The 26,468-nt window shown below is 73.6% G+C and carries 26 protein-coding genes and 1 tRNA gene; 7 read left to right on the plus strand and 20 right to left on the minus strand.

What is annotated here, in order from left to right:
- Position 1: 1 nt before the first annotated feature.
- Genes RY076_RS22465 through RY076_RS22480 form a run of 4 tightly spaced genes read right to left on the minus strand, consistent with a single transcriptional unit; the run spans position 2 to position 5,995 of the window.
- Positions 2-1,642 (minus strand): peptide ligase PGM1-related protein, encoded by a 1,641-nt coding sequence (locus RY076_RS22465; protein WP_323101997.1) that lies wholly within the window; start codon positions 1,640-1,642, stop codon positions 2-4.
- Positions 1,639-2,928, minus strand: a complete 1,290-nt coding sequence (locus RY076_RS22470; protein WP_323102000.1) for a response regulator — start codon at positions 2,926-2,928, stop codon at positions 1,639-1,641. The genes RY076_RS22465 and RY076_RS22470 overlap by 4 nt, the downstream gene beginning before the upstream one ends.
- Complete coding sequence (locus RY076_RS22475) at positions 2,928-3,323, minus strand: response regulator (RefSeq protein WP_323102001.1); 396 nt, start codon at positions 3,321-3,323, stop codon at positions 2,928-2,930. Before RY076_RS22475 ends, RY076_RS22470 begins: the two co-directional genes overlap by 1 nt.
- A complete protein-coding gene (locus RY076_RS22480; RefSeq protein ID WP_323102003.1) occupies positions 3,320-5,995 on the minus strand; it encodes a GAF domain-containing protein in 2,676 nt (891 codons plus the stop codon). Before RY076_RS22480 ends, RY076_RS22475 begins: the two co-directional genes overlap by 4 nt.
- A 300-nt stretch (positions 5,996-6,295) precedes the next feature.
- On the opposite strand from RY076_RS22480, the gene RY076_RS22485 reads away from it, so the two are divergent.
- Complete coding sequence (locus tag RY076_RS22485; protein ID WP_323102006.1) at positions 6,296-7,075, plus strand: sigma-70 family RNA polymerase sigma factor; 780 nt, start codon at positions 6,296-6,298, stop codon at positions 7,073-7,075.
- Positions 7,076-7,127: 52 nt separating this feature from the next.
- Complete coding sequence (locus tag RY076_RS22490) at positions 7,128-8,423, plus strand: MFS transporter (protein ID WP_323102011.1); 1,296 nt, start codon at positions 7,128-7,130, stop codon at positions 8,421-8,423.
- Between the two features lie 40 nt (positions 8,424-8,463).
- Here RY076_RS22490 and RY076_RS22495 read toward each other — a convergent pair whose 3' ends face one another.
- Positions 8,464-9,162, minus strand: coding sequence for a class I SAM-dependent methyltransferase (locus RY076_RS22495; protein WP_323102014.1), 699 nt, complete (start codon positions 9,160-9,162; stop codon positions 8,464-8,466).
- Between the two features lie 77 nt (positions 9,163-9,239).
- Between RY076_RS22495 and RY076_RS22500 the strand changes: the two genes are divergently transcribed.
- Positions 9,240-9,827, plus strand: coding sequence for a helix-turn-helix domain-containing protein (locus RY076_RS22500; RefSeq protein WP_323102016.1), 588 nt, complete (start codon positions 9,240-9,242; stop codon positions 9,825-9,827).
- Between the two features lie 175 nt (positions 9,828-10,002).
- Here RY076_RS22500 and selA read toward each other — a convergent pair whose 3' ends face one another.
- From selA to RY076_RS22515, 3 genes are all read right to left on the minus strand, one after another.
- Positions 10,003-11,304 carry an L-seryl-tRNA(Sec) selenium transferase gene (selA, locus tag RY076_RS22505; RefSeq protein WP_323102018.1) on the minus strand — a complete coding sequence of 434 codons (1,302 nt, stop codon included), beginning with the start codon at positions 11,302-11,304 and terminating at the stop codon, positions 10,003-10,005.
- Positions 11,305-11,358: 54 nt separating this feature from the next.
- Positions 11,359-11,453 (minus strand) — tRNA-Sec (locus RY076_RS22510).
- Between the two features lie 69 nt (positions 11,454-11,522).
- A complete protein-coding gene (locus tag RY076_RS22515) occupies positions 11,523-11,939 on the minus strand; it encodes a hypothetical protein (protein WP_323102021.1) in 417 nt (138 codons plus the stop codon).
- 160 nt (positions 11,940-12,099) lie between these two features.
- Between RY076_RS22515 and selD the strand changes: the two genes are divergently transcribed.
- The 4 genes from selD (at position 12,100) to crcB (RY076_RS22535) (ending at position 14,573) form a co-directional block, all read left to right on the plus strand.
- On the plus strand, positions 12,100-13,131 hold the full coding sequence (selD, locus tag RY076_RS22520) for a selenide, water dikinase SelD (RefSeq protein WP_323102023.1): 1,032 nt from the start codon (positions 12,100-12,102) through the stop codon (positions 13,129-13,131).
- Positions 13,132-13,261: 130 nt separating this feature from the next.
- A complete protein-coding gene (gene crcB, locus RY076_RS22525) occupies positions 13,262-13,801 on the plus strand; it encodes a fluoride efflux transporter CrcB (RefSeq protein ID WP_323102025.1) in 540 nt (179 codons plus the stop codon).
- Positions 13,798-14,205 carry a DUF190 domain-containing protein gene (locus RY076_RS22530; protein ID WP_323102027.1) on the plus strand — a complete coding sequence of 136 codons (408 nt, stop codon included), beginning with the start codon at positions 13,798-13,800 and terminating at the stop codon, positions 14,203-14,205. Before crcB (RY076_RS22525) ends, RY076_RS22530 begins: the two co-directional genes overlap by 4 nt.
- Positions 14,202-14,573 carry a fluoride efflux transporter CrcB gene (crcB, locus tag RY076_RS22535; RefSeq protein ID WP_323102029.1) on the plus strand — a complete coding sequence of 124 codons (372 nt, stop codon included), beginning with the start codon at positions 14,202-14,204 and terminating at the stop codon, positions 14,571-14,573. The genes RY076_RS22530 and crcB (RY076_RS22535) overlap by 4 nt, the downstream gene beginning before the upstream one ends.
- A gap of 18 nt (positions 14,574-14,591) precedes the next feature.
- Here the strand turns inward: crcB (RY076_RS22535) and RY076_RS22540 are convergent, their stop codons facing one another.
- The 12 genes from RY076_RS22540 to RY076_RS22595 form a co-directional block, all read right to left on the minus strand.
- Complete coding sequence (locus RY076_RS22540) at positions 14,592-16,649, minus strand: transglycosylase domain-containing protein (RefSeq protein WP_323102032.1); 2,058 nt, start codon at positions 16,647-16,649, stop codon at positions 14,592-14,594.
- Between the two features lie 51 nt (positions 16,650-16,700).
- Complete coding sequence (locus tag RY076_RS22545; protein ID WP_323102033.1) at positions 16,701-17,645, minus strand: sigma-70 family RNA polymerase sigma factor; 945 nt, start codon at positions 17,643-17,645, stop codon at positions 16,701-16,703.
- Positions 17,646-17,799: 154 nt separating this feature from the next.
- On the minus strand, positions 17,800-18,066 hold the full coding sequence (locus RY076_RS22550) for a carbon storage regulator (RefSeq protein ID WP_323102036.1): 267 nt from the start codon (positions 18,064-18,066) through the stop codon (positions 17,800-17,802).
- Positions 18,067-18,122: 56 nt separating this feature from the next.
- Positions 18,123-19,085: a hypothetical protein gene (locus RY076_RS22555; RefSeq protein WP_323102039.1), complete on the minus strand. Its 963-nt coding sequence runs from the start codon at positions 19,083-19,085 to the stop codon at positions 18,123-18,125.
- Positions 19,063-21,117 (minus strand): flagellar biosynthesis protein FlhA, encoded by a 2,055-nt coding sequence (locus RY076_RS22560; protein ID WP_323102044.1) that lies wholly within the window; start codon positions 21,115-21,117, stop codon positions 19,063-19,065. The genes RY076_RS22555 and RY076_RS22560 overlap by 23 nt, the downstream gene beginning before the upstream one ends.
- Positions 21,114-22,268, minus strand: coding sequence for an EscU/YscU/HrcU family type III secretion system export apparatus switch protein (locus RY076_RS22565; protein ID WP_323102046.1), 1,155 nt, complete (start codon positions 22,266-22,268; stop codon positions 21,114-21,116). The genes RY076_RS22560 and RY076_RS22565 overlap by 4 nt, the downstream gene beginning before the upstream one ends.
- Positions 22,268-23,026 carry a flagellar biosynthetic protein FliR gene (locus RY076_RS22570; RefSeq protein ID WP_323102049.1) on the minus strand — a complete coding sequence of 253 codons (759 nt, stop codon included), beginning with the start codon at positions 23,024-23,026 and terminating at the stop codon, positions 22,268-22,270. The genes RY076_RS22565 and RY076_RS22570 overlap by 1 nt, the downstream gene beginning before the upstream one ends.
- A gap of 7 nt (positions 23,027-23,033) precedes the next feature.
- Positions 23,034-23,306, minus strand: a complete 273-nt coding sequence (fliQ, locus tag RY076_RS22575; RefSeq protein ID WP_323102050.1) for a flagellar biosynthesis protein FliQ — start codon at positions 23,304-23,306, stop codon at positions 23,034-23,036.
- Complete coding sequence (gene fliP / locus RY076_RS22580) at positions 23,303-24,169, minus strand: flagellar type III secretion system pore protein FliP (RefSeq protein WP_413785820.1); 867 nt, start codon at positions 24,167-24,169, stop codon at positions 23,303-23,305. The genes fliQ and fliP overlap by 4 nt, the downstream gene beginning before the upstream one ends.
- Before the next feature lie 8 nt (positions 24,170-24,177).
- Positions 24,178-24,705 carry a flagellar biosynthetic protein FliO gene (fliO, locus tag RY076_RS22585; protein ID WP_323102053.1) on the minus strand — a complete coding sequence of 176 codons (528 nt, stop codon included), beginning with the start codon at positions 24,703-24,705 and terminating at the stop codon, positions 24,178-24,180.
- Positions 24,706-25,452 carry a flagellar motor switch protein FliN gene (gene fliN, locus RY076_RS22590; RefSeq protein ID WP_323102056.1) on the minus strand — a complete coding sequence of 249 codons (747 nt, stop codon included), beginning with the start codon at positions 25,450-25,452 and terminating at the stop codon, positions 24,706-24,708.
- The gene (locus RY076_RS22595; protein ID WP_323102185.1) at positions 25,449-26,393 is read right to left on the minus strand and encodes a flagellar motor switch protein FliM; all 945 of its coding nucleotides are present in this window, start codon (positions 26,391-26,393) and stop codon (positions 25,449-25,451) included. Before RY076_RS22595 ends, fliN begins: the two co-directional genes overlap by 4 nt.
- Positions 26,394-26,468 lie beyond the last annotated feature (75 nt).

Below are 26,468 nucleotides of genomic sequence, written 5' to 3' on the forward strand. Positions count from 1 at the left end.
CTCACCGCAGACCCTCGCCGAGGCGCACGGAAGCCGGTGCCGGACGCGGTAGCGGTAGCGGCCGCAGGGAGGCGCGCGCCTCGGTGAGCAACGCCGACTCCGCCCGGTCGAACACCTCCTGGGCGGAGTCTGGCGTGTCCCCGATCGCCGTCATCCCGACCCGGCCGCACTCGGTGATCGAGCTGATCATGTGGAAGACGACCCCGGTCTGTCGCGACTGGTCGAAGTGCAGGCCCGACCGTGCGATGAGGTCGAAGAGGTCGTCGACCCGCAGCCCCTTGAGCGCCGGGTCCTCGAGGTGGTCGGTGGCTACGAGGTGGCGCTCCTGCCCGGACGGCGTGAGGAACCGGCCCGCCTCGTGGAGGTACTCACCGTCGGTGAGGAACTGGAGCGTGAGGAACGGGTGCGTGGTACCGCCCTTGCGCAGGTTGATCTCGATCGCGTGGGCCACCCACTCGTCGCCGTGCCGCACGACGACGAAGTCGAGGGCGAAGCGTCCGAGCACGCCCTTCTCGGCCAGCACGCGGCCCACCCGCTCGGCGTCCCGGGTGATCGTCGTGGCGTAGGCGGGGTCGGCCGGGAAACGTGCCCCGAGGTAGAGCTGGCCGGTGGGGCCCCCGAGGATCTGGTCGTGGGTCGAGAGGATCTCGAGCTCGCCGAGCGGGGTGACCCGCAGCTGGACGCTCGGGCTGCGCACCTCGTCGCCGACGACGCGCTCCTCGACGATCCCGCCGTTCTCCTCGAGGCGACGCAGGTAGGCGTCGACGGGGACGGTCGCGTCCTCGAGCTGCATCGCACGCAGCCGGTCCTGCATCGCCTCACGGGTGCGCGGGTCGGGTGGCGCGTCGGTGGTGGCCGTGGGCACGGCCGGCAGACCACGGAGGTCGACGAGGGCGTTGCCCGAGCCGGACACCCCCTCGTTGAGCTTGACCATGGCCCACTCGGCCGAGGGCCGCACGGCGTGCAGGTCGAGCAGCGCGTCGACGACGTCGTCGGTCGAGTGCAGGTCCTCGGCGCCGTAGGGGTGCTCGACACGGGCCTCGGCGAAGACCCTCCGACACCCGGTCTTCGTCCCCAGCGGGTACAGGCGGGGGTCGGCGGCGTACATCGGGATGCCGAGCAGCACCGAGAGGTCGCGCTCCCGCATCGTGGTGTTGTACGGGATGAGGTGCGACCGCTCGGGGTCGGGCACGAGTGAGGCGATGTGGGCGAGCAGCCGAGGGCGTCGGAGCAGCTTGTCGGTGAGGGGCGTCGCGGAGGAGTCGCCGACGGCGACCAGCTCGAGGCGGGAGCGGGCGTGGCTCGGGATGACGCCGGGCAGCAGCGAGAGGTAGTACTCGATGATCGCCTCGCTGACCGGCATCGAGGTCACGAAGACCATCCGGAGCCGCGGCTGGCGCAGGAGCAGCAGCAGGAAGAGGAGCCGCTCCTCGAGGGCCTGGTTCATCGCACCTGCCGACGGACCGATGCGGTCGATGCTCATCGACGGGACGACGACGACCGACTCGCGTGGGTCGTCCTGATGCCAGAGCCGCCAGACGGCGGGCAGCCGGGCCTGGAGGGCGTCGAAGAGGCGCTCGACGTCGGCCTCGTCCAGGTCGGCGAGCCCACCCGTGGCTGCGTCGGTCCTCGGTTCGTTCATGGTGTGGCCTCCTGCTCGACCGTGCCGATTCCCCTGGCTCGCTCCCGTCCCGGGCCCGGGGCGGCGGTGTCATCCGCGCGGCCACCGGCGAAACCGTCGACACCGTCGACACCGGCGGCACCGGCGGCGTCGGCGGCAATGGCGGCATCGGTGACGCCGACGACCTCGTGGACCTCGAGGGGTCGCGCGATGCCGCGCAGCTCGCGCAGGCCGAGCGACCGGGTCTCGAAACGGTCGTCGAGGCCGGCGAGGACGCGTGGGCTGACGAGCACCTGGCGCGCGGCCGCGGACGCACAGAGGCGGGCGGCCACGTTCGTCACCGTGCCGATCGCGGCGTAGTCCCAGCGCCCCTCGAACCCGACCCGCCCGAGCGTCGCGTAGCCCTGGGCGATGCCGACACCGAAGCCGAGGTCGTAGCCGCGCCTGCGCCACGCGTCGGTGAGCGCGTCGACGCGGTCGCGCATCTCCAGGGCCATCAGCACCGCTCGGCGGGGCGCGTCGGGGCACGGCGGCGGGTCGTTGAAGAACACCATGAGGCCGTCGCCGGCGAAGTGCTCGAGCGTCCCCCCGTAGGCGAAGACGAGGTCGCCGAGGGTGGCGTGGTACTCGCGCAGGACCGTCATCGTCTCCTCGGGCTCGGCGGTCTCGGCGAACGCCGTGAAGCCGCGCAGGTCGGTGAAGACCGTCGTGATGTCGCGCCGGTGGCTCTCGAGGAACGACTCGTCGCCCGACTCGACGATGAGCCCGGCGATCTGCGGGGACAGGAAGCGGCGCAGACGCCCGAGCCGCTCGAGGTCCTCCACCTGTGCGGCCACGCGCGACTCGAGCTCGGCGTTCCAGCGCTCCAGCGCCCGCGACTGCTCGAGGACGACGTCGTGCAGCCGCTTGACGCGGGCGAGGGACCGGACGCGAGCCAGCAGCTCGGCCGCGTCGAAGGGCTTGGTGATGAAGTCGTCGGCCCCCACCTCCAACGCCCGGACCCGCTGCTGCGCGCCGCTCGCGGTCACCATGACGACGGGGAGCAGGGCCGTGCGCGGGTCGGACTTGATGCGGGCGCACGTCTCGTAGCCGTCGAGGCCGGGCATGAGCACGTCGAGGAGCACGACGTCGACCTCGGTCTGCTCCAGTGCCTCGAGCGCCGCATCGCCCGAGGACTCCGAGCGCACCACGAAGCCGCGCGGCTCGAGGACGGCGTGCATCAGCTTGCGGTTCTGCTCGAGGTCGTCGACGACGAGCACCCGCACCCCCGTCAGGGGCTGCGCGAGGGCGTCCGCGGAGATGCCCATCAGCGCTCCACGGCCCCGTCCCGGTGCGGCAGGTGGCGTCGCACCTGAGCCGGGAACTCCCGCACGCTGATCGGCTTCTCCAGGTAGCCCGAGAAGCCCGAGGTGAGCACCCGCTCGCGGTCGCTGCGCATCGCGAAGGCAGTGAGCGCCACGACCGGGATGTCGGCGGTCGGCGCGTGGCTGCGGATCTGCTCGAGGGCGGCGAACCCGTCGATGCCGGGCAGCTGGAGGTCCATGAGGATGACGTCGGGCATCGCCTCTCGAGCCTGCTCGACGCCCTCCTCCCCGGTGGTGGCGACGACGACGGTGAACCCCGCGTACTCGAGCACGTCGCGGGCGAGCTTGAGGTTGCGCTCGTTGTCCTCGACGAGGAGCACGACGGGTGGGCGGGTCACGGCGAGTCCTCGTCGTCGTGGGCGGAGGCGACGGCCGCCAACCGTCGGGCGAGCCCGGGCAGGTCGAGTCCGGCCTTCTGCGCCACGAACTCGATCCGACCCTCCAACCGCGAGCGGTCCTGGGGCGTCAGGGTCTTGGCGGTGAGCACGACGATCGGCGGCCCGTCCGAGTCGCGCTCGGGACGCAGCTCGTCGATGACGGCGAACCCGTCGACCTGCGGCATGAGCAGGTCGATGACGACGACCGACGGTGCGACCTCTCGGACGACGTCGGCGGCCTCCCGGCCTCCCGTGCACGTGTGGACCTCCCATCCCAGCGGCTCCAGCGTGCTGCGCACCAGCTTGAGGGCGAGCGGGTCGTCGTCGACGACGACGACGCTGAGGCGAGGCCCGGGGGCACCGTCCTCCGGCGCCCGGTGCGGCAGCACGCGCGAGACGGCCGCCAGCAGGTGCTCGCCGCTGACCGGTTTGACGAGGTACTCGGTGGCTCCGAGGGCGAACCCGCGCCCGCGCTCGGGCTCGACGCTGACGATGACGACGGGGACCGAGGCCGTCACCGGGTCGGACTTCAGCTCGGTGAGGACCTCCCACCCGTTCATCCCGGGCAGGTGGATGTCGAGGACGACGGCGACGGGCAGCTGGGTGCGCACGAGCTCGAGGCCCTCCTCGCCCGTCGAGGCCCCGAGCGCGCGCAGGCCGGCGACGCGCAGGTGCAGCCCGACGAGCTCGGCCGACCGCGCGTCGTCCTCGATGACGACGACCAGGGGGCCCGACGCGGCGTCGTCCTCCTCGGCCCACCGGTCCTCCTCGAACGGCGCGCTGGGTGCACGCTGCGGCACCGAGATGCCGAACGTGCTGCCTTCGCCGGGCGTGCTCGAGAGCCAGAGCCGCCCCCCGTGCAGCTCGATGATCCGGCGGCTCAGCGTGAGCCCGAGACCGGTGCCCTCGCTCGTCGACGCCGACCGTTCGCCCTGCTGGAAGGAGTCGAAGATCCGTTCCTGGTCGGCGGGGTCGATCCCGATCCCGGTGTCGGTGACGGTCACGCAGACGTCGTCACCGTCACGCCAGGATCGCACCTCGACGCGTCCGCCGTCGGGCGTGAACTTGACCGCGTTGCTCAGCAGGTTGAGCAGCACCTGCTTGAGCCGCAGCTCGTCGGCCGTGATCGCGCCCAGCACGTCCGGGGTCTCGAGGGTGAGGTCGATGCCGTGCAGCGTCGCGCGCTCCCGCACGAGCGAGATGGCCTGCGCGAGAACGTCTTCCATCGGGAAGGTCGTGAGGTCGAGCTCCATCCGTCCCGCCTCGATCTTCGACAGGTCGAGGATGTCGCCCAGCAGGGCGAGCAGGTGGCGGCCGGCGGAGTGGATGTCCCGGAGGTAGTCCTCCTGGCGCTCGTTGAGGTCGCCGAACATCCGCTCGAGCAGCACCTCGGAGAACCCGATGACGGCGTTGAGCGGGGTGCGCAGCTCGTGCGACATGCTCGCGAGGAACTCGGACTTGTGCCGGCTGGCCTCGGCGAGCTCGACGCTCTGCTGCTCGAGCTGCTGGTAGAGCCGGGCGTTGGTGAGAGCGACGGCCGACTGGTTGGCGAACGTGGCCAGCAGCTCGCACGTCTCGGTGCTGAAGCTGCCGGGCGACTTGCGCCGCACGACGAGCGCCCCGACGACCCGGTCCGCCCGCGACAGCGGGATGGCCACGAGTGAGCGCCACCCCGAGCCGTGCAGCACCGCGAGGTGCTCGTCGAGGGGCAGCGGTTCCGCGTCGAGGTCGGGGATCTGCAGCACCTCGCGGGTCAGGGCGGACCGCCCGACCCAGGTGCGGTCGATGTGGATCTCGGCAGCGCGGAGGGCGGCGATGACCTCCGGGCTCGTCCCCGACACGGTGCGGACGCCGAACAGGCCGGTCTGCTCGTCGAACTCCATGAGCGACCCGCCGTCGGTCCCCGACAGCTCGACGGCCCGGGAGACGATGAGGGCGAGGATCTCGTCGGGCACGAGGGTCGAGCTGATCGCGGCGCCGACCTCCGCGAGCGCCTCGAGCTGGTCGACCTTGCGGGCCAGCTCGGCCGACCGGCTCTCGACGGCGGCGAAGAGCTCGACGTGGCGCAGCGCGAGGGCGGCCTGCTCGGCGAACGTCGTCAGCAGCTCCTCGGCCCGCGCGTCGAACGGGTCGACCTCGGTGCGCCACACGTTGAGCGCGCCGACCACCTCGTTGCCCACGACCATGGGCGCGCCCATCATGGTCCGGTAGCCGCCGAGCCGCTGGAAGTCCGTGCGCCCGTACCCCGGGTCGGCCAGGACGTCGTCGATGCGGTGGATGACCCGGTCCATCGCGACACGTCCGACCAGGGTGGACCGGTCACGGGCAATCGGGTGCTCGGCGACGAAGTCGACGAACTCCGGCGTGAGCCCGCTCGAGCGGGCCAGCACGAACGAGTCACCGTCGACGAGGTAGATCTGCGCCACCTGCGCACCGAGCAGCCTCCGCGCGTTGTCCACGACGGTGTCGAAGACCCGGTCCCGACCCGGCTGTCCGGTGTGCGTGGCGCTCGTCAGGACCTTGAGGACGTCGCTCGTGGCCCGGAACTGCTGCTGCGCCTCGGCGAGACGCGCCTCGAGGTCGGCCCGGTCCCGGTCGATCGTGTCGTCGTTGCGTTGCTCGAGTTCGGCCATCGAGCCCCCAGTGAGCGCGTGCGGCGGCCGTCGTGGTGGGTGGCGACCTCCTCAGCAGTCTCCTCCTCCGGCGCGCACCGCGGAACGGAACAGCCGCCCCGGGGCGGCTTTGTCCGCTTTCATGCCGTCTTGCGCCGATCCTGCCGTCCCGGGCTGTTGTGTTCCTGCACGCAGCGTGCGAGGGTCGGGGACAGAGCGGTCCAGCCAAAAGGCCGACTCGTGCCCATTGTGAACGGACGAGTCATGGCGCCTACCGCCGACCGGTCCACCCTTCCCCCGCCTCGTGGCACGCCCGTCCGCGTGTCCGGGCCCGACCGCACCCGCCTTTCCACCCACACCGACCGCGACGCGGTCACCGACGCCCTCTTCGCCGAGCTGGCCGACACCGCGACGCCGGCCGAGCACGACGCGGTCGTCGAACGCATCTGCGTCCTCTACCTCGACCTGTGCGCGACGCTCGCGGGCCGGTACGCCGGTCGCGGCGTAGAGCAGGACGACCTCGTGCAGGTCGCCCGGCTCGCACTCGTCGGCGCGGTGGCGCGCTACCGCCCGGGCGGCGGTCCGTCGTTCGCCGCCTACGCCGTTCCGACGATCACCGGCGAGCTGAAGCGGCACTTCCGCGACCGAGCCTGGCTCGTGCGTCCGCCGCGTCGGCTCCAGGAGCTGCGCGCCGACGTCACCGCCGAGCGCGAGCGGCTCGAGCAGGACCTCGGGCGCCCGGTGACGGACACCGAGCTGGCGCAGTCGCTCTCGAGCACCGCCACGGAGGTCCGCGAGGCCGTGGCGACGGGTCGGTACTTCCACGCCGACCCGCTCGAGCACCGGGTGCGCGACGACGACAACCGCCCTGTCGAGCGCGGAATCGCCTGTGACGACGTCGATCTCGACGGCGCAGACGACCGCGTCGTCATCGGCGCCGCCGTGCGACACCTGTCGATCGCGGACCGTGACCTGCTGCACCGGCGGTTCGTCGACGACCTGAGCCAGCGCGAGATCGGCGAGGCCCTCGGGGTCAGCCAGATGCAGGTGTCGCGCTCCCTCCGACGCGTCCTGCAGGTGCTGCGCGAACGCATCGCCTGACGCGCTCGGCCGGGGACGGGCGCCGGCGTCGTGGCCGTGCCATGGTGGCGACATGCAGCTGCGCGCCGACGACCCGCCCGGACGCGACGGCACCGTCGTCCGCGGCCGGGTCGGGGCGTCGGCCCGCGGTCAGCGGCGGCTCGTCGCGCTCGTGCAGGTGCTGGGCCTGGCCGTCTGGTTCTCGGCCACGGCGATCGCACCGAGCCTGCGCGCCGAGTGGTCGCTGTCGACGGCCGCCGCGGTCTGGCTCACCGCGTCGGTGCAGATCGGCTTCGCCGCGGGGGCGGTCACGTCGAGCACGCTCGGGCTCGCCGACCGGGTGCGGCCCCAGGGGCTCATGGCGGCGAGCGCCCTCGGCGCGGCCGTCTGCACCGCCGTGCTCGCGCTCGCCGCGCACGGGCCCGGGCTGGCGGTCCCGCTGCGGGCCCTGACCGGGTTCTTCCTCGCGGGCGTCTACCCCGTCGGCATGAAGCTCACCGCCTCGTGGGTCGGTTCGGAAGGGCGCGGCCGGGCCTTCGGGGTGCTCATCGGCGCGCTGACGCTCGGCTCGGCGATGCCGCACCTCGTCGCGAGCGTCGGCCCCCTCCCGTGGCGCGGGGTCATGCTCGTGGCGTCGGCGATCACGCTCGTCGCCGCCGGCATCGCATGGACGCTCGTGCGACCGGGCCCGCTGCTCAGCGCGTCCGCCCGCCCCCACGCCCGCTACGCCCTCGAGGTCTTCCGGGAGCGCCGGCCCCGGTTGGCCAACCTCGGCTACTTCGGCCACATGTGGGAGCTCTACGCCTTCTGGACGTGGCTGTCGGCGTTCCTCGTCGCCGGGCGCGAGGCAGCCGGCCGGGGCGGACCGGGACCCGCGGTCAGCCTGCTCACCTTCGCCGTCATCGGGATCGCCGGGGCGGTGGGCGCCCTCGTCGGCGGGGTCGTCGCGGACCGGCGGGGACGGTCGTTCGCGGCGACCTCGGCCCTCGTCGTCAGCGGCGCATGCTGCCTCGCTTCGCCGTGGGCGTTCACGTGGCCGCAGCCGGCCCTCGTGCCGTTCCTCGCCGTGTGGGGCGCCGCCGTCATCGCCGACTCGGGGGTCTTCTCGACCGCACTGAGCGAGAGCGTGGACCAGCGCTTCGTCGGGACGGCGCTGACGGTCCAGACCGCGATCGGCTTCGCCCTCACCGTCGTGACGATCCAGCTGGCCGCGGTGCTGGCCGCCCGCGTCGGTTGGCAGTACGCCTTCCTGCTGCTCGCGCCCGGCCCCCTCGCCGGCGCCGTCGCGATGTGGCGGTTCGGCCGCGCCGGCGCCGACCACTCCGACCGCGGCTCCGGTGCGTCACTGCTCAGTGAAAGCGAGCACTGACGCAGACTCGGCCCCTCCGCCGGTGCCCCGGAGCGTGCCGTCAGAGCCGGCGGGCGACGAGCAGGTTGTCGACGAGCTCGCCCTCCTGCCCGTCGGGGCCGGTGCCGACACGGGTGACCCGCTCGCTGCGCTCGACGACCCAGCCGTCGCCGAGGTCGATGCCCTCGAGCGTCTCTGCAGCCGTGGGGAACTCGTGCCCGTGGTCGGGGCCCGCCCAGGACGGCGCGGCGGCATGGTCGACGACGACCAGCCAGCCGCCGGGGCCGACGGTGCGCGACGCCCGGTGCAGCACCGCGTCCCGGTCGAGGTCGAGCGGCGTCTGGAAGAACGACGCGGTGACGAGGGCGAAGGGGCCCGGCGGCATCGACTCGGCGAGGTCGTGCCGCGCGGTCGTCACGCCGTCGCCGACGCCACGTGCCGCGGCCAGCGCGTCGACGCGTCCGAGGGCGGTCACCGAGACGTCGACGGCCGTGACCGACCAACCTCGCGCCGCGAGCCACACCGCGTCGCCGCCGTGCCCGGCGCCGAGATCCAGGGCCGGGGCGCCCGGCCGCGGCGGCACGACCGCGTGCCCCTCGACGAGCCGGACGAGGGACGCGTTCGGGCGGGTGCCCCAGTCATCGGCCAGGCCGCCGTAGTGCTGCTCCCAGAACTGCTCCGCGTCGCTGGGGCGGTCGCCGTGCCGGTCGGGGTGGTGGCCGCTGCGGCCTGGGTGGTGCTGGTGCGCGTCGCTCGTCATGACCCGATGCTGACCCGTCGACCACCCCGGTTGCAAGCGTCCTTGCGGGAACAGCAAACGCGGGGCATCCTGCGGACATGGACGAGAAGCCCACCGATCGTGACGACATCGACGAGGCGCTCGACGCCGTCGCACCCCGCCTGCGGCATCTGCGCACGCAGCGCAGTCGAACCCTCGCCGACGTGTCGGCCGAGACCGGGATCGGCGTCAGCACCTTGTCACGTCTCGAGTCGGGGTTGCGCCGCCCGACGCTCGACCTGCTCCTCCCGCTCGCGCGGGCCTACCGCGTGCCGCTCGACGACCTCGTCGGCGCTCCGGCTTCGGGCGACCCGCGCGTGCACCCCAGGCCGGTGCGCCGGGGTGGCATGGTCTTCATCCCGCTGACCCGGAGTGCGGGGGGCATCCAGGCGTTCAAGATGATCCTGCCGGGCCGGCGCCGCACCGTCCCGAAGCAGCAGCGTCACGACGGCTTCGAGTGGGTGTACGTGCTCGGCGGCAGGCTCGAGCTGCGCCTCGGCGACACCGTCACGGTGCTCGAGGAGGGCGAGGCCGCCGAGTTCGAGACCCGCACGCCGCACTCGATGCGCAGCGCCACCGAGCACCCGGTCGAGCTGCTCTCCCTCTTCAGCCCGCAGGGCGAGCAGATCCACCTGCGCGACGCCTGACGCCGGCGTCGGCGGCGTCGGCCACGCGTGGGCCGCGTCCGTTCCGGATGACGACCACCATCGCGGCAGGCGCTGCGTGCTCGTGCGGGGCGGCCGGCCGCCCGCACAGCATCGTGGTCGTCATCCAGAACGCGGCCGAGCCCGCAAGGCGGCCGGGCCCCAGGGAGGTCGGGGCTCAGGCGGTGCGGTCGGCCGCGGCCGCACGGCGGACCGCCTCGACGATGAGGTCGTCGTCCTCCTCGGGCACCGTGAGCAGGTCGAGCAGCAGGTGGCCGTCGTGGACGTGCCCGACGACGGGCGGCTCCCCCAGCCGCAGCGGCTCGGCGAGGCGGTGCGGCAGGGCGACCGCGGCACTCGGCAGCGGCACGCCCGGTGCGCCCCCGCCCCCGACGCGTCCCTGCGACTCGACCGCCCGCGCCATCCCGGCGCCGACCGCCACCGCGATGCGCCGCGCCCGGGCGAGCAGCTCCTCGGGGCGTCGGTCGAGCGCCTGCGCCACCGGCGTCGGCGGGCCGGTCAGCGTGGCCTCGAGCGCCGCGAGCGTCAGCTTGTCGACGCGCAGGGCCCGGGCCATCGGGTGGCGCCGCAGCCGGTGGACGAGGTCGGCGTCGCCGAGGAGCAGGCCGCACTGGGGGCCGCCGAGCAGCTTGTCGCCCGAAGCCGTCACCAGCGCGGCGCCCGCGCGCAGCGTCGAGTCGGCGTCCGGCTCGTCTGGCAGGCGCGGGTGCGGGGCAAGCAGGCCCGAGCCGATGTCGGCGACGACGGGCGGCCCCAGGGTCGCGAGCTCGGACACCGGGACGCTCGAGGTGAAGCCCTCCACGCGGAAGTTGGAGGGGTGCACCTTGAGCACGAAGGCGGTCCGCTCGCCGATCGCCTCGGCGTAGTCGGACAGGTGCACGCGGTTGGTCGTGCCGACCTCGCGCAGCCGTGCGCCGACCGACTCGACGAGCTCGGGGATGCGGAAGCCGTCGCCGATCTCGACGAGCTCACCCCGGGCCACGACGACCTCGTGGTCGGGCGCCAGCGCCCGGGCCACGAGCGCGAGCGCCGCGGCGCCGTTGTTGACGACGTGGACGTCGCCGGCGGCCGGTACCGCGCGCCGGAACGCATCGAGCGTCGCTGCGCCACGCCGGCCACGGCGACCCGTCGCGAGGTCGAGCTCGACGTCGGTGGCACCCGCGGCGATCGTCACGGCCTCGACCGCCGCGTCGGACAACGGTGCCCGCCCGAGGTTGGTGTGCACGACGACGCCCGTGGCGTTGACGACGCGTCGCATCGAGGTGGGTGCCTGCGGCAGCCGGGCGAGGACCGCGGCCACGACGTCCTCAGGCGCCACCTCGCCCGACCGGCAGGCGCCGAGCACCTCGACGACGACGGCCTTGACCCGGTCGCGGCCGAGGCGATCGGCGGCCGCGGCGACTCCCGCGTCGGCGAGCACGGCGTCGGTGCGCGGCACCCGGCGTCGGGGGTCCTGCATCGCGACTCCCTCGGTCGGGCTCGTGGGCGGCCTCGCCGGCTCTGGCGGGACGTGTGGCGGAGGCGTACGGGAATCGAACCCGCCTGACCGGGATACCCGGTCACTACGGTTTTGAAGACCGCGCCCGTCACCAGGCGGGAAACGCCTCCGCCACAGACCCTAGCGTCCGAGCGGACGCTCACTCCGGCTGCCGGGCCGCGGGCCCGGACCGGGGACCGTCAGGCCGTGTCGTTCTTGCACTTGAAGGTCCAGACCGCACCCTTGCCATGCCCCTCGCTGCCGTCGAAGTCGACCCGCTCGAGGCACCACCAGATGCCACGCCCCTCGGCGATGCTGTAGTTGCACGTCTTGGTCGTGCCGGCTCCGCCGGTGTTCGTGCAGAACGCCTGGACGACGTCCGAGCCGGAGTAGCCCCAGTAGGCACGGACGGCAAGGCCGTCGGACTCGTCGTCGCTCACCGAGAGGACCTCGCCGTAGCTCTTGAACGACGCGTGTGCGAGGCGGTTCGGCCAGACTCCGTACCACGTGAGGGAGCTGTCGGCTGATGCCGGTCCCGCTGCGGCAACCGAGGTTGCGGCGAGCAGTCCGGTGAACGCGGCGGCCATCGCGGCACGCCTCTTGACGCCACTGATCATGACTTTCCCTTTCCCCTGTCACGGGGTCGCCGAGCCCGGGTGGCCCGCCCCCGTCATCGGCATGCTAGGGGCGGCAGCGTGCGTGTGGCCCTTTCGCGATCGGGGCAGTTGAGCGGGCTCCGGTCGGGTTGCCGGGTCGGGCTGGTGACACGATGACGAGGTGACCGCCCCGACGACCCCGACGACGTCCGCCCCCGGCCCGGCCCTGCGCCTGACGCAGTACGCGTCCGGTGGTGGTTGCGCGTGCAAGGTGCCACCGGGCGAGCTCGAACGCGTCCTCGGCGCGCTGACTCCTGCGGCGGGCCCCGACCTGCTCGTCGGCGTCGACACGGGCGACGACGCCGCGGTCGTGCGCCTCGACGGGGAGCGCGCCGTCGTCGCGACCACCGACTTCTTCACACCCGTCGTCGACGACCCCTACGACTGGGGCCGGATCGCCGCGACGAACGCGCTGTCCGACGTGTGGGCCATGGGCGGGGAGCCGCTCGTCGCCCTCAACCTCCTCGCGTGGCCACGCGACCGCATCCCCTTCGACCTCGCCGCCGAGGTGCTCCGCGGTGGCGCCGACGTCGCACGTGCCGCGGGCTGCCACCTCGCCGGCGGGCACAGCATCGACGACCCCGAGCCGAAGTACGGCCTCGCCGTCACCGGCCTGGCCGACCCGAACCGCTTGCTGCGCAACGACGCCGGCGCGGCCGGCCTGCCGCTGACCCTGACCAAGCCGCTCGGGCTCGGCGTGCTCAACAACCGCCACAAGGCCACCGGGGAGGTGTTCGAGGAGGCCGTCGCCGTCATGACCACGCCCAACGGGGACGCCTCCCGCGCGGCCCTCGCGGCAGGCGTCCGCTGCGCCACCGACGTCACCGGCTTCGGGCTGCTCGGCCACCTCTACAAGCTGTGCCGGGCCAGCGGCGTCGGGGCCGTCGTCGACGCGGCGGCCGTGCCGTACGTCGGCGCTGCCCGGGAGTCCTACGCCGCCGGCTACGTTCCGGGCGGCAGCCGCCGCAACCTCGACTGGGTGCGCCCGCACGTCACCGCCACCGTCGACGAGGACGAGCTGGTGCTGCTCGCCGACGCCCAGACCTCCGGGGGCCTGCTCGTCGTCGGCGAGCTGCCCGGCCATCCGGTCGTCGGCCGGCTCGTCGCGCTCGGCGACCCCGCCCTGCAGGGGCGCGTCGTCTCGGTCCGCTGACGGTCCCGGCGCCCGGGTGGCGCTCCGCGTAGACTGCCAGCCGATGGCGGTGGGGCTCGCCGACAACCGCAGCACGGACGCTGCCAACAGTCCCTACCTGACGAATTCGCCTGTCCAGGTAGGAGAACGCATGTCCGCACGACCCGGCCCGAACCCGGAGCTCGAGGAGACCGTCGAACCGGCCGACCGCGCCGACCCGGTCGACCCCGACGTCGACCTCACCGTCCCCGCCCAGCGCCGCGAGTGGGGTGCCCACCGCTACGTCCTGCCGGTCATCGCCCTCGGCGGCGTCCTCGGCGCCTGCGCCCGCTACGGGCTCGCGCAGGCGGCCCCGGCCCAGCCCGGCAGCATCCCGTGGACGACCCTGTCGATCAACGTGTCCGGCAGCCTGCTCATCGGCGTCCTCATGGTCTTCGTCGTCGAGGTCGGCGGCGCCCACCCGCTGCTGCGCCCGTTCCTCGGCGTCGGCGTCCTCGGCGGGTTCACGACCTTCAGCACGTACACGTCGGAGACGACGGTGCTGCTCCACGGTGGGCACCCCGCCGTCGCCGTCGCCTACCTCGTCGGCACGCCCGTCGCGGCGCTCGTCGGCGTCGCGGCCGGCGTCCTGCTCACCCGCGCGGCCCTCGCCGCCCGGCACCGACTCGCCACCCGTGGAGGTTCCCGATGACCACGCTCGACGGTCCCGCCCGCCGCCTCACCGTCTACGTCGGCGAGGCCGACACGTGGCACCACCGCCCGGTCCACAGCGAGATCGTGCACCGGGCGCACGCCGCCGGACTGGCCGGCGCGAGCGTCTTCCGCGGCATCGAGGGCTTCGGCTCCTCCCACCTCGTGCACACCTCGCGCCTGCTGTCGCTGTCGGAGGACCTGCCGGTCGCCGTCGTCGTCATCGACACCGCCGAGCGCATCGACACCTTCCTGCCGCAGGTGCAGGAGGTCGTCGGCGAGGGGCTGGTCACGATCGACGACGTGCGCGTGGTGCACCACACCTTCCGGCCCAGCCCCGACGCGTCGACCTCCGACGCCGCCTCCCCCGACGCCTCCCCCGACGCCGAGGGCGCGGAGCGGTGACGGCACTCCTGCTCGTCTGCGCCGGGGCCGCCGTCGGCGCCCCCGCGCGCTACCTCACCGACCGCGCCGTCCAGTCCCGCCACGACAGCCTCATGCCGTGGGGGACCTTGGCGGTCAACGTCATCGGCTCCCTCGTCCTCGGGCTCCTCATCGGTCTCACCGTCGTCCACGACCTGCCGGAGGCCGTCACCCTCGGCGTCGGCACGGGCTTCTGCGGGGCCCTGACGACGTACTCGACGTTCAGCTACGAGACGCTGCGGCTGCTCGAGTCGCGGGCCGTCCTCGTCGCGCTGGCCAACGTCGGCGTGTCGCTCGTCGCCGGCCTCGCGGCGGCCCTCGGCGGCTACGCCCTCGGCACCACCCTCTAGGCGCCGCACGCGCGGCGGTCACGGCATCGACAGCGCGGGCTCGCCGGCGAGGGCGCCGTCCATGATGCGTCGCCAGATCGGCGCGGCGTAGCAGGCGCCGGTCATCGCCGTGCACGACTTGCCGGCCATCGACACGTTGAACATCCGGCGGGTCGGGTTCACCGGGTTGCCCACCCACACCGCCGTCGTCAGCTGCGGCGTGTATCCGACGAACCACGACTGCGCGTTGCCGTCGGCGGTGCCGGTCTTGCCGGCCGAGCGGCGGCCGGCCAGCTGGTTGAGGATGCCGGAGCCGTGGGTCATGTTGTACTCGAGGTACTGCGTGGCCTGGTCCACCGCGCTCGGGTCGGCCACCTGCCGGCAGCTGGGTGCCGGCGTCCACAGCGTCTTGCCGGCCTGCGCGATGCTCGTGACCGGGTGCACCTGGCACACGGTGCCGCTGTCGGCGAGCCCGGCGTACGCGTCGGCCAGCGTCTGGGGCGAGATGGCCTGCGCCCCGAGGATCACCTGTGGCGGGTAGGTGCCGAGCGGCGAGCCGTCGCCGCCGTGGATGCCGAAGTCGAGCATGGTCGAGTGGATGGCACAGACACCGATGCGGCTCGCCAGCGCGACGAACGCGGTGTTCGTCGACTTCGCCGTGGCCTGCTTGAGCGACATCCGACCGCCGCGCCAGGCCTCGTCGTTGTAGACCTTCCAGTCGCTGCCGAGGCCGCACGGCTGCGGGAACTGCGAGGGACGGAACGTGGCCGGCTGCTGGTTGTCGGCGGCCGGGGCGTCGACCGACGCGTTGGTGCCCAGTCCCTGCTCCATGGCCGTGACGAGCGAGAACGCCTTGGCCGTCGAGCCGAACTGGAAGCCGCCGGAGCCGCCGAACCGCTGGTCGACGGCGTAGTCGAGCTCGGTCGCGCCACCGCTCGTGCCGTACTGCGTGTCCTGCCCGAGGGCCACGACCGCTCCGGTCCCCGGCGCCGTGACGTACGCGGCGGCCGCGACACCGAGCGAGTTGTGCTCGGGCGCGACCTTGCGCAACGCCTTGTCGACGGTGGCCTGCACGGCCGGGTCGAGCGTGGTGCGGATGGTCAGCCCGCCCTGGAAGAGGCGGTCGCGCCGGGCCTGCTGCGTCGGACCGAGCGCCGGCTGCTGCTCGAGCCAGGCGATGACGAACGAGCAGAAGTACGGCTCGGCCGACGCGGCACACGTCGCGGGCGGGTCGGTGACCGACAGGTCCTTCGCGATGGGACGCCGCACGGCCGCCTCGTACTGCGCGGGTGTCAGCTCGTCGAGGGCACGCATGCGCGCGAGCACGACGTCGCGTCGGTCCTGCGCGGCCTGCGCGTGGGTGACCGGGTCTGTGGCGCTCGGGCTCTGGACGAGGCCCGCGAGGGTGGCGGCCTCGGTCAGGGTGAGCCGGCGGGCCGGGACGCCGAAGTAGTGCCGGGCCGCGGCCTCGACGCCGTAGGCGCCGTCGCCGTAGTAGGCGAGGTTGAGGTAGCCCTGCAGGATCTGGTCCTTGGTCCACGACCGCTCGAGGGCCACCGCGTAGCGCAGGTCGGTCAGCTTGCGCGGGATGGTCTTGGCCACGGCTGCCGCGGCGGCGCCCCCCTGCCCGTTGCGCAGCGCCTGCGCCTGGAGCGAGAGCTTGACGAACTGCTGGGTCAGGGTCGAGGCACCCTCGCTGGCCTGCCCCGTGCGCAGGTCCTGGATGACGGCGCGGGTCAGGCCCTGCGGGTCGATGGCGCCGTGGTCGTAGAAGCGGCTGTCCTCGATGGCCACCTGGGCGGTGCGCATGACCGGCGCGACCTGCGAGAGGGGCACGACGACGCGGTACTGGTCCTGCGGTGTGGCGATGACCGAACCGTCGGCGGCGAGGATCCGCGAGCCCTGGACGAGCTGGGCCATCGTGAAGGTGCTCGGCAGCGACAGAAAGGCCTCACTGCCGGCGTTCGACAGCCCGCCGATCGCCGCGACCGTCGGCGCGTACAGCGCGGCACCGAGGAGACCGACGGCGACCGACGCCGCGAGGAAGGCGGCGAGCAGCCGCACCGTCCGCCGGACGTCGAGGCGATGGGTACCCACAGGCGACGATAGGCGCCGCTCACCGACGCCACCCTGCGCGCCGGCTGGGAATCAGCCGGCAGCCTCGAGCGTGGCCGGCACGGCGGCGACCGGGGAGGCCGGCACCGGGACGGCGACAGCGCCGGCGGCGGGGACGGTGACAGGGACGCGGGCGGGGACCGCGGCGGGTGCCGGGTGCCCGACGCCGGCGGGCCGGGCGTGCACGCAGCGCAGGCCGTGGACGGTCTCACCGAGGGTCTCAAGGTACGCGGCCCGACGCGGGGTCGGCACGGCGGCGTGGTCCGGACCCCCGGCCCGACCGGGCGCGTGGGCGTCATGGGCGTCGTCGGCGTAGTGCAGCTCGAGTCCGCCACGGAGCAGGCGCAGCGCCTCACCCCGCTGCTGGGACACGGCCGAGGAGGTCAGGCCGAGGTCGGCGGCGACGTCCTTGACGGCCCGGCCCTCGAGGTAGATCTGGGTGACGATGAGGCGCAGGCGCTCCGGCAGGGCCTCGACGGCGGCGCCGAGGTAGCGGACCCGCTCACGCTCGAGCGTCGAGTCCTCGGGGGCGACGGTCTCGGCGGCCAGCGCCTCGGCAGCGCCGTCGAGCGGTCCGACGGTGCGGGCGGCGTCGGCGAGGCAGGCTCGCACCTGCTCGCGGGTCAGGCCGAGGGCCGCGGCCATCTCGTCGTGGGTCGGGGTGCGACCGAGGCGGGCGGCGAGGGTCTCGGTCATCGACTGCAGCGACTTGATGCGCTGGCGGGTGCCGCGGCCGGCCCAGTCGAGCGAGCGCAGCTCGTCGACGAGCGCCCCGGTGATGCGGCGTCTCGCGTAGGCCCCGAAGGGCACCCCGGTCGACGGGTCGTAGGCGTCGGCCGCCAGCACGAGACCGATGGCCCCGACCGAGGCGAGGTCCTCACGCGACAGGTGGGTCGCCCGACCGCACAGCTCGGAGACGAGGTAGCCCACGAGCGGAAGGTTGTCGACGACGAGACGGTTGCGCTCCGCTTTATCCACTGGACCCCTCTGACGATCACGATGACCACGCGACCGAGGGGCGAGCAGGATGTCTGCCGTGCCCCTCGAATGAGTCCAGTTTGGGGCGATTTGTCCGTTTTGTATCGAAAACGCGAAATTCGACGGAGATCTATCGGCAGGTGCGGGAAAAACGTTACGACACGGCGGGCCCGGAACCCGGCTCCGGCCGGTCCGTCGGCGCGTTGCCGAGGCCGCGCAGGACGTCGTCGGCCGTGGCCCTCGAGGCCTCGAGGTTGGCGTCCGCGACAGCGCCGAAGATCTCCTCGCGCTTGATCTCGAGGTGCCGGGGCGCGTCGATGCCGATGCGGATGCCGTCGCCGCCTCGGCTCTCGAGGAACGTGATGACGATGTCGTCGCCGATCATGATCTTCTCGCCGGGCTTGCGGGTCAGGACGAGCATGGATCCCCTTCCGTGGGTGCGGTGGTCGGTGCCGGGTGGTTCCGGTCCGACGCGGCTCAGAGCACCGTCCGTGGTGCCGGCTCCCCGTCCTTCCAGCCTACGGGAAGGCCGAGGTCGTTCACCGTGTGCGCCGAGCGGGAATCGCCGGCACCGACGACCGCGAGGGCGTCGACCTCGACCGACCCGAGCACGTGGTCGACCCACGCGCTCGTGTCGTCGTGCTTGTGGCGGGCGTCCACGACGAGCCACACCTGGTCGGCCCCGAGTGCGGCGGCCGCCTCGAGGTGCGGCAGGCCCGCGGAGGTGGGCCCGAGCCCGCAGGCCACGAGGACCGTCGTGCCCGACTCGACGGCGAGCGCCCGAGCCCGGGCGGCGTCCCAGCGGCCGGCCAGGTACGAGAGCCCGCGCGGGTCGGTGGCCCCCGAGCCGTGGAGGTCGTAGCCGACGTGGCCGTCCGCGGCCGTCGACGCGTCGACCATCCCGGCCGCGACATGGCGCGCCGTGTCCTCGAGCCCCACGACGAGGACGAGGTCACCGGGCGCCGACAGCAGCACCGGGATGCGTTCGGCGGGCCGGCCCGTGCGATCGCGGTCGTCACCGAGGCGGGCGAGCAGGTCCGACAGGCCGGCGGACTCGGTCGACACCGGGTCGCCGTCGCCGTCCCTCCCGACGTGCGGGCCGGCGTGCGCTTCGCCGTCGCGACCGGCATCTGCGTCGGCGGCGGCGGTCACGTCGGCGTTGACGTCGTCCTCGGCGCGGTCGGCGCTGTCGAGCAGGGCCAGGATGCCGGCGCGGTCGCCGAGCACGTGCAGGGCCGGCTGGATCGGCACGACGCGCGGCACGCGGCTGTCCGGCACGTCGACGGTGACCTCGAGGTGGCGACGGCCGAGGAACCCGGCGATCCCGGCGTCGAGCACCCGCTCGGCGCGCACGATCCGGGCGCCGTCACCGTAGAGGTGCGTCGCCTCGCGGGCCAGCTCGTCGAGGGAGCGGCCCTCAAGCAGGAACTGCGGTGCCAACGCGCACCACCCCGACGGTCTCGATGGTGACGTCGGCCGAGGTCACCTCGGCGTAGGAGAGGACCGGCACCCCGCGCGGGGCGGGCGGCAGCAGCCGGCGCAGGGCCGGGCGCAGCACCGGCGCGCAGACGAGCACCGCCGACTTCCCCGACGACTCCGCCGCGGCCACGGCCGAGCTGAGCGAGGCGAGCACCGCGTCCAGACGCGTCGGGTCGACGACGAGCTGGCTGCCCCCCTCCGCGGGCCGCAGGTCCTGGACGAGGCTCTGCTCGAGGCCCGGCTCGATGGTGATGACGGCCAGGTGCCCACCGTCGGCGAACCGCGCGACGAGCGCCGGGCCGAGGGCCGCGCGGGCCGCCTCGACGAGCGACTCGGGGTCGCCGCCGGCCTTGGCGCGCAACGTCAGCGCCTCGTAGATGCGCGTGAGGTCGTTGATCGGCACCTGCTCGGCGAGCAGCCCTTGCAGGACGCGGTGCACCTCGGCGAGCGACAGCAGCGCGGGGGTCAGCTCGTCGACGGTCGCCGGGCTGATGCCGCGCACGCCCTCGGTGAGCACGCGGACGTCCTCGCGCGACAGCAGGCGCGACGCGTGGGCGCCGACGATCGAGGACAGGTGGGTCACGAGGACGCTGACCCGGTCGACGAGCGTGGCCCCGGTCATCTCGGCGCTGTGCCGCAGCTCGGCGGGCACCCATTTGCCGGCGAGGCCGAAGACCGGCTCGATGACGGAGACGCCGGGCAGGGCGTCGAGGGCCTCGCCGAGGGCGAGCAGCTTGCCGGGAGGGGCGGTGCCCCGGCCGGCCTCGACACCGGCGACGCGGATCGCGTAGGTCGAGGGCGGCAGGTCGACGCTGTCGCGGGTTCGCACCGGCGGGATGACGATGCCGAGGTCCATGGCGATGGTGTGGCGCAGGGCCTTGACGCGACCGAGCAGGTCGTCGGGCGAGCCGCCGACGAGGTCGACGAGGTCGGGCGCGAGGAGGATCTCGAGCGGCTGCACCCGCATCCGCTCGATGATCTCCTCGTTCGGGTCGCGCTCGGCGGCCTGCCCCTCCCCCTCGGCCCCCGTGCCGGCGGCCCCGGTTGCGCCCGCGCCGGCGACGGAACGCACCCGGCGCGAGGCGATGACGAGGGCGGCGCCGACGCCGAGGAACGGCAGGGGCGGCATGCCCGGCAGCAGCGCCATGACGATGGCCGCGCACCCGGCCACGAGCAGCGCGGTGCGCGACTGCGACAGCTGCACCGAGGCGCTGCGCCCGAGGTCGGTCTCGGCGCCGGAGCGGGTGACGATCATGCCGGTCGACACGGCCATGAGCAGGGCCGGGATCTGGGTCACGAGGCCGTCGCCGACCGTGAGCAGGCTGTAGGTGTTGAGGGCGTCGGTGAGCGACAGGCCGCGCTGCACCATGCCGACGCCGATGCCGCCGACGATGTTGACGACGATGATGACGATGCCGGCGATCGCGTCGCCCTTGACGAACTTCGAGGCGCCGTCCATCGCGCCGTAGAAGTCGGCCTCGGCGGCCACCTGGGCGCGCCGCTCGCGGGCCACGACGTCGGTGATGAGGCCCGCGTTGAGGTCGGCGTCGATGGCCATCTGCTTGCCGGGCATGGCGTCGAGGGTGAAGCGGGCGCCCACCTCGGCGACGCGCTCGGCGCCCTTGGTGACGACGACGAACTGGATGACGACGAGGATGACGAAGACGACGAAGCCGATGATGAGCGAGCCGCCGACGGTGACCTTGCCGAAGGCCTCGATGACGTGGCCAGCGAAGCCCTCGCCGAGCACCAGGCGTGTCGAGGCGACGTTGAGGCCGAGCCGGAAGAGCGTCGCGACGAGCAGCAGCGACGGGAACACCGAGAAGTCGAGCGGCTTGGTGACGAACATGCTCGTCAGCAGGATGACGAGCGCCAGCGCGATGTTGCACACGATGAGCACGTCGAGCAGGGCCGCCGGGACCGGCACGACGAGGAGCAGGACGATGCCCACGATGCCGAGCGGCACGGCGAGCCGGGCGAGGTCGCGGTTCACGAGGTGGCTCCTCCTGGTCGGGCGGTGGGTGCGCCGGGGTGGGCGGTGCGGCGCGTGGGCGCGGCAGGGGTGCTGACGCGTCGGGGAACGGTGTGGACGCCCGCGGCAGCGCCGCGGAGCTTGAGCGCCATGACGAAGGCGAGCACGCCGGCGACGGCGGTGTAGAGCTCGACGGGGATCTCCTGGCCGATCTCGCAGCCGGCGTGCAGCGCCCGCGCGAGGGGGATGTCGCGGACCATCGGGACCCGCTGGCCCTCGGCCTCCTTGCGGATCCGGGCGGCGATGGTGCCCGAACCCTTGGCGACGACGCGGGGGGCGGCCTTGCCCGGCTCGTACGTCAGCGCCACGGCGACGTGCGTCGGGTTGAGCAGCACGACGTCGGCGCCGGAGACCGCGGCGATCATCCGGTTGCGCGACATCGCCAGCTGCCGGGAGCGGCGCTGCGAGCGCAGCAGCGGGTCGCCCTCGCTGCTCTTCGTCTCCTCCTTGACCTCGCGCCTGGTCATCCGGGTCTTGTTCCGGTTGCGGCGCAGGACGACGATGACGTCGGCGGCGGCGAGGACGAGCCCGGCCCCGACGGCGAAGCGCAGCAGCGAGGCGGCGCCGTCACCGGTGGCGGCGAGCAGCCCCGACACCGGCAGGCCGCCCGCGGTCAGCAGGATCGGCACGAGGTCCTGCACGACCATCCAGAGGACGAGCCCGACGACCGCGGTCTTGAGCATCGCCTTGGCGCCGCCCCACAGGGCCTGCTTGCCGAACATCCGGCCGAACCCCTGGACGAGGTTGAAGTGCTCGAACGACGGGGCGAGCTTCTTGACGTGCACGCCGCCCTGGACGATGCCGCCGACGACGACCGCGGCGAACACCGCGCCGACGAGCGGCAGCAGGGTGCTCCCGACCGACCCGAGCCCCTCGGAGAGGGCGGCGAGCGCCCGGCCGGGGTCCGGGTCGGCGACGACCGAGCCGAGGGTCAGCAGCTGCCCGGCCCCGGCGTCGGCCGCGCGCGACACGGTGAGCGGCAGCATGACGGCACCGATGCCGACCGCGAGCCACGCGGTGAGGTCCTGCGACCGGCCGAGCTGGCCCTTGGACCGGACCTCCCGCATCCGCTTGTCGGTGGCCTGCTCGGTGCGCTCCTGGCCGTCGGACATCAGCCCACCCCCAGCAGCAGCCGCGCCGACTCGTGGGCGAGGCCCGACACGACGCGCGGGATGGCGAGGAACATGACGCCGGCGAGGGCGAGCGTGATGAGGACCTTGAGGGGGAAGCCGAGCTGGAAGGCGTTGAGCGCCGGGGCGACCCGGGTCAGCAGCCCGAGGCCGACGTCGGCGAGGAAGAGCACGGCCATGAGCGGACCGGCGATCTGCACCGCGGCCACGAACATCCCGGTGGTCGCCGTCGTCATGACCTCGACCGGACGCGACAGGTCGAACCCGCCGCCGAGCGGGATCGCCGTGACGCTGCCGGTGAGGCCGCCGATGACGAGCTGGTAGCCGTCGGAGGAGAAGAGGAGCGCGAGGGCTGCCATCTGGGTCAGGCGCGCGAACTGGGCGCCGTTGACCATGCTCTGCGGGTCGTAGGCCTGGGCCATCTGGAAGCCGGCGGCGAGGTCGACGAGCGACCCGGCCGACTGGATGGCGGCGAAGACGAGGTAGACGAGGAACCCCAGCGCGAGACCCGTGGCGAGCTCGAGGACGAGGCCGGTGATGAAGGCCGCGTCGCCCCGGCTCGTGTACACGGAATGCGCCCGCGTCGAGACCGCGAGGCCGAGCCCCACGCCGAGCATCGCCTTGATCCGCGCGGGAAAGGCGTTGTAGGAGAAGGGCGGTGCGACGAAGAGGAACGCCGTCATGCGCACGATGGCGAGCAGCGTCGCCTCGGCCCACGCCTGGTCGATGGGGACGGTCATCGGGTGGTCACGTCCCGAGCAGGCTGGGCAGGCGCGCGAAGAGGTCGTTGGTGAACGACACCATCTCGGCGATCATCCACTGGCCCGAGACCGCGAGGGCGATGGCGACGGCGACGGCCTTGGGCACGAACGAGAGCGTGACCTCCTGCAGCTGGGTGATCGACTGCACGAGCGACACGGCGAGCCCGACGACGAGCGAGGTGATGAGCACCGGCGCCGACAGCTTGGCCGCCGCGGCGAGGGCCTGGACGCAGATGTCGAGGACGGCGGCGGCGTTCACGTCGGCCCCCCGCCGCCGGCGTAGCTCTGCACGAGCGCGGTGATGATGAGGCCCCAGCCGTCGACGAGGATGAAGAGCAGCACCTTGAACGGCAGCGACACCATGACCGGCGGCAGCATCATCATGCCCATCGACATCAGGGCCGAGGACACGACGAGGTCGATGACGAGGAACGGGATGAAGATGACGAAGCCGATGATGAACGCGGCCCGCAGCTCGGAGATCATGAACGCCGGGATGAGCGTCTGCAGCGGGGTGGCCGCCGGCGAGGCCGGGTTGGCGATGCCGGCGGCCCGCGTCATGAGGGCGATGTCCTCCTGACGCGTGTGGGCCAGCATGAAGCTCGCCAGCGGCTTGGCGCCGGCGGTGAGCGCGGCCCCGAAGTCGAGGTGGCCGTGCAGGTAGGGCTGCACCGCAAGGGTGTTCACGTGCGTCAGCACCGGCCACATGATGAAGAGGGACAGGAACAGCGTCAGGCCGGCGAGCACCTGGTTCGGCGGCACCGAGGCGAGGCCGAGCGCGTTCCGCGTCATCGCGAGGACGACGAAGATCTTCGTGAACGAGGTCATCATGAGCAGCAGCGCCGGGGCCACCGACAGCAGCGTGATCCCGAGGAGCGTCACGACCGACGAGGACGGCGCGTTGTCGGGGGCGTTGATCTTCAGCTCGATGCCGGAGCCGGCACCGGGCGTGGGGGTCGGCGTCGGGGCCGGGGCCGGCAGGTGCGGCAGCGTCGCCGCGTGGCCCGCCGACGCCGCCACGACGAGCAGGACGCCGGCGACGACGAGGACCGCCAGCGCCAGGGCGAGGACGCGACGCGTGCGGCGGGACGGGCGCGGCAGCGCGAGCACCGGGACCGTCAGGGTCGTCGTCACGGGCGTCGACCGGACCGCAGCGCCTCGGCAGCGAGCCGCCACGTGGCCGGCTCGAGGATCGACCCGGGCCGCGCGGGCCGACCGGGCTCGCCGACGGACTGGGCCCGCTGGCGCCGCAGCTCGGCCTCGAAGGAGGCCGCGTGCCTGACCGAGCGACGCGTGGCCGTCACCGGCAGCGAGTCACCCGGGACGGCGTCGTGGTCGGGGTCGGGGTCGGCGTCAGCACCTGAGCCCGCGGCCGGGAGTGCTGGTGCGGCCACGACCGGCACGACCGGCTCGGGCACGTCGGCCGTGTGCAGGACGCTGATGCCGTGCTCGGTCACGCCGAGGAGGAACCGCTTGCCGTCGGTGTCGACGAGCACGACGGACGCCTTGGGGCCGACCGTCTGGCGCGCGACGACGCTGAGCACCTTGGCCCGCAGGCCGGGGGTACCGGCCCGCAGCCGACGGTGCAGCAGCCACATGAGGCCGAACACCGCGGCGAGCGAGACGAGGACCCGAAGGCCCAGGACGAGCGGTTCCATTCAGGGCCGGCCCTCGGCGGTGTCGAGGATCCGGGAGATGCGAACGGCGTAGTCCTGGTCGACGACGACGACCTCGCCGAGGGCGATCCGGCGGCCGTTGAGCAGCACGTCGACCGGCGCGCCGGCGGAGCGGTCGAGCTCGACGACCGCACCGGGCTCGAGCGACAGCGCGTCGCGGACACTCATCCGGGTCCGGCCGATCTCGACGGTCAGCGCCATCTCGACGTCCTGGATGCGACGCAGGCGGCCGTCGAAGGCCCCGGTCGCGCCTGCGACCGACCCGGCGACGGCCCCAACGACGGACGAGGCGGCGGACGGCAATGGGGCTCCGGACGCTCCTGCGCCGCGACCGCCTCGGACGCCGAGCCAGCCGAACGGTGCTGCGCCGTCGGAGATCTCGAAGAAGGCGGTGCCCTCCGGGTCGGACAGCAGGCCACTCGGGTCACCGTCGACGAGCTCGGACAGCACGCCGTCACCGAGCGCCGCGGCCGCGCGCTCGAACGCCGGACGCAGCACGACGGTGGCCGACGCGGCGGGCCCGCCGCCCGCCTCGGCGACGAACCGGGTGTCGAGCGCGACGAGCACGAGGTCGGCCGGGTGCGGGCCCACGAGCGAGGCCGCCACGACGGCCGCGTCGGCGGGCCCTGCGACGGCGTCCGGCCCGACCTGCCCGAGGACGCGCAGGCCGGGGACGGGCAGGGAGGCCACGAGGTGCTCTGCGGCGGAGGCGAGGGTTGCGGTGCTCACGGGCGGTACTCCTGGGTGGTGGCGGAGGCGTCGGGGGTGGTGAGGAGGGCCGGGCCCGCGGGCGCCGGCACGAGCGACACGATCTGGGCGGCCGCCCGCGCACCGGAGCGCACGACCATGGCCCGGGCGAGGTCCTGGCCCTCGACGGTGACGTGGAACGGCTCGCGCGCGTGGTGCGGCAGCGGCAGGGTGTCCCCCACCGCGAGCGTCAGCACCTGCTCGGGCGTCACGGCGACCGACGCGAGCCGCACCGTCACCTCGACGGGCACCTGGGCGACCTGCTCGCGGGTCAGCTCGGCCGCGTTCTCGCTGCTCGCCACCGGGTTGACGGCGCCGAGCTGCGGCAGGAGCGTGTCGGCCGGGATCGCGAAGGTGACGGGCGAGGTCGTCTCCCCCACCTGGACCCCGCACGTCACGACGACCATGAGGTCGGACGGGGCGGCGGCCTGGGCGAACTGCGAGTTGTACTGGATCGACTCGACGCGGGCCTCGGCCGGCAGCAGCGGCCCCAGCGCGTACGCGAGGACGTCGAGCGACTCCTCGACCACGGCCTTGACGAGGGCGTGCTCGATGGGGGTCAGCTTCCGCTCGAGGCCGGCCTTGTCCGAGCTGCCGCCGAGCATCCGGGCCACCCAGCCGAGGGCGACCGGCGTCGGGAACTGCACGACCATCTTGGCCGAGGTGTCGCCGAGGACGCAGCGGACCATGCACGTGACGGTCGGCAGCGACGCGGTGTACTCGTCGTAGGTCTGCACGATGACCGACTCGGTCGTGGCGGTCGACTTGGTGCGGACCTTGGCGGTCAGCTGGGTGCCCCACTGGCGGGCGAAGGAGTCGAAGGCCGCCTCGAGGATCCGGCTGTGCTCTCGCGCGAGGGTGGTCGGGCGGCGGAAGTCGTAGGGCTCCGCCGTGCGCTGCGCGGTCGCCCCGACGGCGTGCATGGTCACGCCCGGCACTATCGGCAGGTGCCGCCGTGTGTTAAGGGACGCGTGGAGCCCGATCCGAGCCCGATCCGA

Source organism: Intrasporangium zincisolvens, from assembly GCF_034724055.1.
Lineage (GTDB): Bacteria > Actinomycetota > Actinomycetes > Actinomycetales > Dermatophilaceae > Monashia > Monashia zincisolvens.

Bases quoted from the DNA above. Each gene is read 5' to 3' on its own strand.
- RY076_RS22465 (WP_323101997.1), bottom strand. From the start codon at position 1,642: ATGAACGAACCGAGGACCGACGCAGCCACGGGTGGGCTCGCCGACCTG.
- selA (WP_323102018.1), bottom strand. From the start codon at position 11,304: ATGCAGGACCCCCGACGCCGGGTGCCGCGCACCGACGCCGTGCTCGCC.
- RY076_RS22500 (WP_323102016.1), top strand. From the start codon at position 9,240: ATGGACGAGAAGCCCACCGATCGTGACGACATCGACGAGGCGCTCGAC.
- RY076_RS22470 (WP_323102000.1), bottom strand. From the start codon at position 2,928: ATGGGCATCTCCGCGGACGCCCTCGCGCAGCCCCTGACGGGGGTGCGG.
- RY076_RS22490 (WP_323102011.1), top strand. From the start codon at position 7,128: ATGCAGCTGCGCGCCGACGACCCGCCCGGACGCGACGGCACCGTCGTC.
- fliO (WP_323102053.1), bottom strand. From the start codon at position 24,705: ATGGAACCGCTCGTCCTGGGCCTTCGGGTCCTCGTCTCGCTCGCCGCG.
- RY076_RS22515 (WP_323102021.1), bottom strand. From the start codon at position 11,939: ATGATCAGTGGCGTCAAGAGGCGTGCCGCGATGGCCGCCGCGTTCACC.
- crcB (WP_323102025.1), top strand. From the start codon at position 13,262: ATGTCCGCACGACCCGGCCCGAACCCGGAGCTCGAGGAGACCGTCGAA.
- RY076_RS22530 (WP_323102027.1), top strand. From the start codon at position 13,798: ATGACCACGCTCGACGGTCCCGCCCGCCGCCTCACCGTCTACGTCGGC.
- RY076_RS22480 (WP_323102003.1), bottom strand. From the start codon at position 5,995: ATGGCCGAACTCGAGCAACGCAACGACGACACGATCGACCGGGACCGG.
- RY076_RS22495 (WP_323102014.1), bottom strand. From the start codon at position 9,162: ATGACGAGCGACGCGCACCAGCACCACCCAGGCCGCAGCGGCCACCAC.
- RY076_RS22550 (WP_323102036.1), bottom strand. From the start codon at position 18,066: ATGCTCGTCCTGACCCGCAAGCCCGGCGAGAAGATCATGATCGGCGAC.
- RY076_RS22565 (WP_323102046.1), bottom strand. From the start codon at position 22,268: ATGTCCGACGGCCAGGAGCGCACCGAGCAGGCCACCGACAAGCGGATG.
- RY076_RS22570 (WP_323102049.1), bottom strand. From the start codon at position 23,026: ATGACCGTCCCCATCGACCAGGCGTGGGCCGAGGCGACGCTGCTCGCC.
- RY076_RS22595 (WP_323102185.1), bottom strand. From the start codon at position 26,393: ATGCACGCCGTCGGGGCGACCGCGCAGCGCACGGCGGAGCCCTACGAC.